This is a genomic window from Hyphomonas sp. (assembly GCF_041689225.1).
Taxonomy (GTDB): domain Bacteria; phylum Pseudomonadota; class Alphaproteobacteria; order Caulobacterales; family Hyphomonadaceae; genus Hyphomonas.
Genome location: NZ_JBDNGN010000111.1, coordinates 1 through 8,082 on the forward strand (window position 1 = coordinate 1; position 8,082 = coordinate 8,082).

Here is an 8,082-nt window from a genome sequence, read left to right on the forward strand (position 1 = left end):
ACCTCGCCTGAGATCATCCAGCTTGGCGTGATGATGTATGTCAGATTCCCCCTGTCTCTGCGCAACGTCGAGGACCTTCTCCACGAACGCGGGATCGATATCTGTCACGAAAGTGTCCGCTTCTGGGTGGATCGGTTCGGGACTTACTTCGCTCATCAGATCAGGAAGCGGCGCTCAGAGTCGATGCGAAGGAGTCCGCAATGGCAGTGGCACCTGGATGAGGTCTTCGTCAAAATTCGAGGACAGCGCCATTATCTTTGGCGCGCTGTCGACCACGAAGGCGAAGTCCTGGAATCCTATGTCACGAAAAAGCGGGATAAGGCTGCTGCGTTGAAATTCCTCAAGAAAGCAATGAAGCGGTGCGGCAATCCGCATGTTGTCGTCACGGATAGATGCCCGTCGTATCGAGCAGCCAGGAAGGTGATTGGGAGCGAAGGTCGCCAGGAAACTGGACGCCATCTCAACAACCGCGCCGAGAATTCACACCTCCCTTTCCGAAGGCGCGAGCGGGCGATGTCCCGATTTCGGCGTATGCGAAGTCTGCAGAAGTTCGTCTCAATTCATTCGTCAGTGCACAATCACTTCAATCATCAGAGAAATATCAATAGGAGGGCTCGGTTCAAAACAATGCGTGACGCCGCTCTTCGCGAATGGCGCGACCTTCTCGTCGCCTAGCATTTGCTTGTTCGCGAATAACGGAGACTGGTTCGCATTAGACTGACAGCACCCCGCTCGCCGTATCGGTAAATGTGCCGGGCAGCGTTGCGTCGTCCGGACAGGATGGCTTCGCCTGCATGTTGGGCCTTCGGATTTATGCTCCCGCTCTTGAAGGAGAAGCGCGACGAATTCGTGAAGCCCATTTGAAGTTATTGTAACAGCGTCGCTGCGCCCAAAGGGCGTCCGCCAGAGTCCTTGACGCTTTCGCACGCCCCTCCTCCGGAAGGTTGCAGCAGGGCTTTTGCGCCACCCTGGAAGCGCCGTGGCAGAGTTAATTTCGGGGTCGGTTCAAGTCAGCTGGTTTACTCGCCAGGACGGGTGGGGAATGAGACGGTTGCCATAACGGCCCGGTGATCTGAGGGCCAGGGCGTCACGGCCATTTCTGCAGGCGGCGAAGCCTCTCCGACGATGGATGCATCGACAATGTCAACGCCAGCGCCGCGCACGAAGACATAGTCAATCCGGTCATGCCGGTCTGCCGGATCGTCTGCGGTCGTGGTCGGCGTCCATGTCAGCCCGGGATGAGCGATCTCGTCCGGATAGACTGCGCGATAGGCATCGACGAATCCAGCTGCCTCCAGCGCACCCGATGAAGGATAGGCGACGATGGCGGGCTGCATTCCGGCCTCGACGGCCCGGGCGGTCCAGTCGCGTCCCGAAGGTTCGTTGAAGTCACCGAAAATGAAGGCCGCTTCGGCGCCGTCGGATGCTGGCAATTCCTTCACGAGCAGGTCAACCGCCTCGCCCCTGGCCGCGCGTGCGGCGGCGACCCCTTCCTCGGATGTCGCCAGGAAGGGCGCGTCGCCATAGGGAATATGGGCGAACTGGTAGGGCTGGTAGGGATAGTCCGTGAAGTGGACATTGAATGCATATACAGTGTGGCCCTGAACATTGATTGCCACACCGAGATCATTGGGCGTCGCGCCCGTGATGGGATACCGGCTCAGGATGGCATTTGCCCATAGGGCGTCATTCTTCCCCGTCTGCTCATAGAGGTAATAGCCAAGCGCCTGTGCAAGCGCGGGCGCCGCACTCGGCCCTTTGGGTGGACAGACCTCAGCCTCGCAGACATCGCCTTCGAGCTGCGTCTCCTGCAGGCCAATGATGTCGGCATCCACCGCCCGCAAGACGGCGAGGGTCTCGTCAATGGGCTTGCCCTGGTTGCCGCCCGCGCCCCAGCTGTTGAAGCTCAACACCTTGAGCTGCACGGGCGCCGCTATTGGTTGGGTCGCGCAGGCGGCAAGGCCAGCCAGCGCCATCAGTATTGTCCAGCGCGGCATATGCTGCTCCCTGCATGATATTCCATTTTCCTATCATGCGGTACGTGTCGGTGTGATGACAGGCATCGGCTTTATGGCTATGCGCGAGACGAAGCGGTATCGAAGGCATCCTGAATGAGCCCCACCGGAAGTCCTGCAGACGAGATGGCGGCGCAGGCGCAAACCGTCCTGGAGGGCGGCGACCGTGCGCAGGCAGCCGACCTTTTTCGCAAGGCCGGACGCCTATACGCGTCGGCAGGCTGCGGCGCTGAGGCCGACCACATGTTCGCGCGCTATTTCGACCTCTCCCAGGATTTGGCGATAATTGCCGAGGCGGCCGAGCACCAACAGGCCGGCGATATCCAGGTCGCAATCAGGCTTTATCGCGCGGTCCTGTCCCGAAATCCCGGGCAAGTCGATGCCTGGCGCCTCCTCGGGGTTGCCCTGTCACAGGACGGCCGGTTCGAGGAGGCCGAGACGGCCCTTCGCCGCGCGGTAGATCTTGCGCCGGACTTTGCGTTTGCGTGGAACAATCTCGGCAGTCTCCTCACAGAGACGGGCCGCGCCGGAGACGCTGTCGACACGTTCCGGCATGCCCTCACACTGGACCCCGGCGAACCGCAGGCGCTGTTCAACCTTGGCAACGCACTCGCAGCCGCCGGCGACCAGACCGAAGCGGCCGGCGCCTATCGGGCGGTGCTGCAGGCGCAGCCACGGCATCCGGGCGCGCTGATCGGACTAGGCCATGTCCTGAAAACGATCGGGCGGCAGGATGAGGCCATTACGGCCTATCGCGACTGTCTTGCCGTCAACCCCGCCTATGGCGAGGTCTGGTGGAGCCTTGCCAATCTAAAGACCTATCGCTTCTCTGATGCCGAGGTGTCGCAGATGCAGGGTCTGCTCGATCAGGCTGGCCTCGGTGATGCGGCGCGCGTGAGCATTGAGTTTGCGCTTGGCAAGGCGTTCGAAGACCGTAAGGCCTACAAGACGGCGTTCGCCCAATATGCTAATGGCAATGCCCGCCGGCGCGCGAGCGTCGCTTATGACCCCGTTATGACCGAGACCGTGAACGACCGGATCGTCAACGTCTTCGACGCGCGTTTCTTTGCATCCATGGAGGGATCAGGTCACCCGGACCCTGCCCCGATCTTCATCGTTGGCTTGCCCCGCTCTGGCTCCACATTGATCGAGCAGATCCTCGCCAGCCACAGCCTAGTCGATGGGACAAGCGAACTGGCCGATCTCGGCAAGCTCGCCGTTTCCGTCGGCAAGTACCGGTCGGATGATGTCACTTATCCCGAAGCCGTGCGGGATCTTGGCAGGGCTGATTTCGCTGCCCTTGGCCGCGCCTATATAGCCCGGACTAACGAGCATCGTGCGGATGCGCCCTATTTCACAGACAAGATGCCGAACAATTTTCCGAGCATCGGCCTGATCCGGCTGATCCTGCCCCATGCCAAGGTCATCGACGCGCGCCGTCACCCGCTGGATAGTTGCATGGGCGCGTTCAAGCAGCTCTTCGCGCAGGGCCAGACGTTCACTTATGACCTGTTCGAACTCGGCGAATACTACCGACAATATGTCCGCATGATGGACTGGTGGGACACGGTCCTGCCGGGATTTGTCCTGCGCATGAACTATGAGGACATGGTGCTCGACCAGGCGGCCCAGACACGGCGCCTGCTGGACTTTTGCGGCCTGCCTTTCGAGGCGGCCTGTCTCAATTTCCACGAGACCGACCGCGCTGTAAAGACGGCAAGCTCGGAACAGGTGCGCCAGCCCCTGCATGCCGGTGGGCTCCAGACCTGGCGGCGGTTTGAAGTCGAACTCGCCGGACTGAAAGACCAGCTCGCCGATATCCTTGACGACTTGCCGGAGCGCGTGCGCCAGGCCGGCCGCTAGAAGGGCCAGACTTCCAGCCCGTGAATGGCATTGCGCACGTCACGCGATAGGGTCACAGTTTGAAGAGAGCGGTTCGCCGCAAGGTCATGCAGGGTAATCGTCGAGGGTGACGAACCTCCGGCCACCAGAGTGCTACTCACAACGCAGAGCCCGCGCGCAAAGCCCTGCCGGGCCACGCGACCATCCCCAAATTGCGTATGTGTCAGAGTGTCTGGCGCATAGTGGGGGACCTGAAATGTCAGTTGCCGCGACGGTGTCACGAATCGCAGCAGGTCAGCACCCGTATCATTGAACACGATACCGTCTCCAAGGGGCTGCGTATTATGACTCCCCTGGGGCAAGGAGGCGACAATTGACAGGTGCTTGCCGTCATAGCGCATCAGGCCTGTTGTGTGCAGGCCGGACAAGAACAGACCGTTCTCCGTGGCGCTGACACTGTTGAGGTGCAGCGCATTGGATCCCTCCGGGCCGCCCTTCTGTCGGGGGTCGAAACTTCTGAAGCCCAAGCGCTCACCTGTCGGCGTCAGGCTGAGTCCCCAGACAAAATCTTCCGCCTTTACATCGAAGCCAAGAATGCAATCGAAGCCTGTGGACGTCAGGAAGATCATGTCGCCGCGCCGCGAGATCTCGTGACAATGACGCAGGTAGGGATTGCGCCATGAGGCCTTCAACTGGAAGTCCGGATCATAGACGAACAATTCGTCGCTCGCCGCAACGTAGACCTCGTCAGGTCCGAACGCGATGCCGCGCAGGCCCCTGTCCCAGCCGCGGCCGGCCCAGTCGATTTGCATCGTGTTCCAGTCGACAGGCTGCGTGATACGCTCGGCTTCGAAATCGGCCAGATAGATGCCGCCATGGCTTTCGCCTTGCGCCGCGCCCCGCACGACGGATGTGGCGATGAACGTGACCATCGCGCTCAGACCTCCGGTGGCAGGTAGTCGAAAATGAAACTGATGCGGTCCTCGCGTCCCGCATTCATCACGCTATGCACCTTTTGATTGTTGATCTCGCACGCCTCGCCCAACACCATTGGCAGGGGGCGGCCGTCCAGCGTGAAACGCACGCCGGGATTTGTGGTCAGGGGGACATGGATACGGTGACCGGCGCGGAATGAGGCCAGCGCATCGATATGCGGCTTGATCCGCCCGCCCGCCTTCAGTTTCGCCGCCATCGCGCGAAGGATCGTACCCCCCTTCGGATAGGCCCGCGCGATCACTTCATGCATCAGCGGGATCGCGAGATCCGCGAGCCTGTCCCACCCGGGTTGACGCGATACCGTGACGTCAGGCCAGGCTTCGTCGCAGAACACGAGCACGATCGATTCTGTATCATGATGGACGTCATAGGCGCGCTGGCGCAATCCGAACTCGGTCCATGCCTCAGGCGGTTGGGTAAGGATGCGATCACGCAAGGGAGCGGCATCGACTGCCCCGAGGGACCGCACGCGATTACCAAAATCCATGCTGCCACCCGCCATTGAAATGCACGCAGGGCGTTCTCAACACCCTCCGTTCACGAAATCAAGCTGAAGCGCGCACGTCGCAAAAAATTCACTGGCTGCGCCCTGCTTTGAGAGACATAGCCCATCTGGGTTTCCGGCGTCCGGATCGACATGGTTCTGATGACTGCAACGACACGGGGTGGATACATGAACGGTTCTTTGCGCACGCGTTATCTGATTGGATCTGTCTCGGCGATTGCCCTGATGACAGGCTTTGGAAACGCTTTTCAGGCCTCTGCGCAAGTCGACGAGCGGCTTGAACTCGAAACTGTGACGGTCACTGTGCGCAAGCGCGAAGAAAGCCTTCAGGATGTGCCCGCGAGCGTCCAGGCCTTCGATGAAGCCGCGATTGAGCGGTTGAACGTGACCGGTTTTGAAGACTATGCGCGCTTTGCGCCAAGTATCTCGTTCAACTCCGAAGGGCCCGGCCGGACCAAGCTGGTGATCCGCGGCGTTGCCGAAAGCACCGGTACCCGCACAGGGCAGTCTTCTGCCGGTATCTATCTCGACGAGCAGCCCCTGACGTCCAATGCGCAGACCCCTGATATACGCATTGTCGATGTCGAGCGTATCGAAGTGCTCAACGGACCCCAGGGCACACTCTACGGTGCCAGCTCCCAGTCCGGCACCCTGAAGATCATCACCAACAAGCCTGATACAACGGGCTTTGAAGGCTATGCCGAAGGCACAGCCAAGTCGGTTGACGGCGGCGACGCCTCGTACGACGTGAATGGCATGGTCAACTTGCCTGTCGTGAAGGACAAGGTCGCTGTGCGCCTCGTCGGCTTCTACGGCGAAGAAGGCGGCTATGTGGATAACGTCCTCGGCCCGACACCCGGCGGCACGGTCACGAATGCAGGCTTGGCGAAGGATAATTTCGACAGCCGCAAATCCTATGGCGGTCGCGCCTCCGTCCGCGCGAACCTCAACGACCGATGGACTGTGACAGCAGGTGCCGCCTTCCAGACAGCCGACATTGACGGCCTTTCCGACTATGATCCGTCCGTTGGCGACCTCAAGGTCGTGAAGTTTTTCGACGAGCATTACAAGGATGAATGGGACCAGATCTCACTGACGGTGGACGGCGATCTCGGTTTTGCAGACCTTGTCGTGGCGACCTCCTATTTCCGGCGCGATATCGACTCCATTGCCGACAACACGGCTTACATGCAGTTCCTGACAGGGCTCGCAGCGGCTGATCCTGCCTATTATTCTTTCTATGATTTTGGCCCGGATCCCGTCGGCTTCTATGATTTCAAGCTCAAGGAACGACGGACCGCCCAGGAAGTCAGGCTGTCCTCCAAGGACGACTCGCGCTGGGGCTGGATCGTCGGCGCCTTTTACGAGAAGATCAAAGGCGACACGGTCGCGGGCGCCAATATCGTCGACTACCCTCTGACGCCATCCTATGCCGAGGTCGCAGCCTATCTCACCGAACCCACGGACATCTATTTCTCGCAGCGTGTCGCCTATGACCAGAACCAGTCAGCCGTGTTTGGAGAAGTCTCTTACAAGTTCACCGACAAGCTGACAGGGACGATCGGCGGGCGCTACTTCGATGCCAATAATGACGGGTCGATCATTACCGATATTCCTGAAGGCCTGAATATCGAGAATTCGATCCTTAAGGCGCCTGAGAACGGCTTTACACCCAAGATCAGCCTCGCCTGGCAGCCGAACGAGGACCTTCTCGTTTATGGCACGTTCTCCCAGGGCTTCCGGCTCGGCGGCGCCAACCGCGACCGACCCGGCATCCTTGTGCCGCTCCAATATGATGCCGACAAATTGTCCAACTATGAACTCGGCCTCAAGTCCGAATGGGCGGACGGGCGCATCGTATTCAATGCGGCCGCCTTCTACATGACCTGGGATGATTTCCAGCTCGAAATCAAGAACCCGGATCCGTCCACTTTCTTCTTCGTCACGGCCAATGTCGGCCAGGCGGAAATCAAGGGCGTCGAGGCGGAACTCAACGCGCTGGTCAGTGACCATCTTCAGGTTGGCGTGTCAGGATCCATTCTGGATGCCAGCCTGTCGGAACCGAGCGACTTCCTGAATGCACCGGCGGGTACGCGCCTGCCCGTGACGCCTGAACTCAAATTCGCAGCCTTCGGTGAGTATCGCGTGCCACTGCGCAGCCTTGGCGGAGAGGGATATATCCGGGCCGATTACAGCTTTACGGGCGACAGTCTGAATAGTGTCGACCCAGCGGCGGCTCAGAATCTGAAATCCTACGACTTGACGAACTTCCAGATAGGCCTGGACAAGGATAACTGGACCGTGAACCTCTTCCTCAATAACGCGTTCGACAAGCGCGGCGTGCTCTATATCAGCCCGGCCTCTTATAAGAACAGTCGCAACGTAACGCGCCCGCGGGAACTCGGCATCACGGTATCTCGAAAGTTCTAGTCGTCCTGACAATAGGGCCTACCAAGCGCAAGGAACTTCTGGGGGCCTGAATATTTCGGAGCAGTGTTCGGGATATGCTGCACGGGGCATTGTCAGGATAACCGGGCTTGAGATGACCAATCCAAGTGTTTAGCCTTAGGCAATGGCCAAGAACGAGCTATGACTGAATCTGGTGTTTGAGCGGTTTGAAGGTTGGCGGCGTATCTGGTTGTTTTGTTGTTGTGAGACAGCAACCCAACCCAAGGAGATACACCACCATGGAAACGAGTAACATTGTTGATTTTGCGCGTCGAG

Annotated in this window: 6 protein-coding genes; 3 read left to right on the forward strand and 3 right to left on the reverse strand. The window is 59.6% G+C overall.

All coding sequences use genetic code 11. The features are described from left to right. Positions 1 to 12 precede the first annotated feature (12 nt). The gene (locus tag ACESNB_RS10575; RefSeq protein ID WP_373007056.1) at positions 13 to 675 is read left to right on the forward strand and encodes an IS6 family transposase; all 663 of its coding nucleotides are present in this window, start codon (positions 13 to 15) and stop codon (positions 673 to 675) included. A 344-nt stretch (positions 676 to 1,019) separates the two neighbouring features. On the opposite strand, the gene ACESNB_RS10580 is transcribed toward ACESNB_RS10575, so the two are convergent. After that, the gene (locus ACESNB_RS10580; RefSeq protein WP_373007046.1) at positions 1,020 to 1,997 is read right to left on the reverse strand and encodes an endonuclease/exonuclease/phosphatase family protein; all 978 of its coding nucleotides are present in this window, start codon (positions 1,995 to 1,997) and stop codon (positions 1,020 to 1,022) included. A 114-nt stretch (positions 1,998 to 2,111) separates the two neighbouring features. Here ACESNB_RS10580 and ACESNB_RS10585 point away from each other — a divergent pair, with 114 nt between their 5' ends. Further along, a complete protein-coding gene (locus tag ACESNB_RS10585; RefSeq protein WP_373007048.1) occupies positions 2,112 to 3,878 on the forward strand; it encodes a sulfotransferase in 1,767 nt (588 codons plus the stop codon). On the opposite strand, the gene ACESNB_RS10590 is transcribed toward ACESNB_RS10585, so the two are convergent. Together ACESNB_RS10590 and ACESNB_RS10595 are read right to left on the reverse strand one after the other, a co-directional pair. Next, positions 3,875 to 4,789 (reverse strand): hypothetical protein, encoded by a 915-nt coding sequence (locus ACESNB_RS10590; protein ID WP_373007050.1) that lies wholly within the window; start codon positions 4,787 to 4,789, stop codon positions 3,875 to 3,877. The genes ACESNB_RS10585 and ACESNB_RS10590 overlap by 4 nt on opposite strands. Positions 4,790 to 4,794: 5 nt before the next feature. Next, positions 4,795 to 5,340 carry an aspartyl/asparaginyl beta-hydroxylase domain-containing protein gene (locus ACESNB_RS10595; protein WP_373007052.1) on the reverse strand — a complete coding sequence of 182 codons (546 nt, stop codon included), beginning with the start codon at positions 5,338 to 5,340 and terminating at the stop codon, positions 4,795 to 4,797. Positions 5,341 to 5,526: 186 nt separating this feature from the next. On the opposite strand from ACESNB_RS10595, the gene ACESNB_RS10600 reads away from it, so the two are divergent. Next, complete coding sequence (locus ACESNB_RS10600; protein WP_373007054.1) at positions 5,527 to 7,788, forward strand: TonB-dependent receptor; 2,262 nt, start codon at positions 5,527 to 5,529, stop codon at positions 7,786 to 7,788. Positions 7,789 to 8,082 lie beyond the last annotated feature (294 nt).

Bases quoted from the DNA above. Each gene is read 5' to 3' on its own strand.
- ACESNB_RS10580 (WP_373007046.1), bottom strand. From the start codon at position 1,997: ATGCCGCGCTGGACAATACTGATGGCGCTGGCTGGCCTTGCCGCCTGC.
- ACESNB_RS10585 (WP_373007048.1), top strand. From the start codon at position 2,112: ATGAGCCCCACCGGAAGTCCTGCAGACGAGATGGCGGCGCAGGCGCAA.
- ACESNB_RS10590 (WP_373007050.1), bottom strand. From the start codon at position 4,789: ATGGTCACGTTCATCGCCACATCCGTCGTGCGGGGCGCGGCGCAAGGC.
- ACESNB_RS10595 (WP_373007052.1), bottom strand. From the start codon at position 5,340: ATGGATTTTGGTAATCGCGTGCGGTCCCTCGGGGCAGTCGATGCCGCT.
- ACESNB_RS10600 (WP_373007054.1), top strand. From the start codon at position 5,527: ATGAACGGTTCTTTGCGCACGCGTTATCTGATTGGATCTGTCTCGGCG.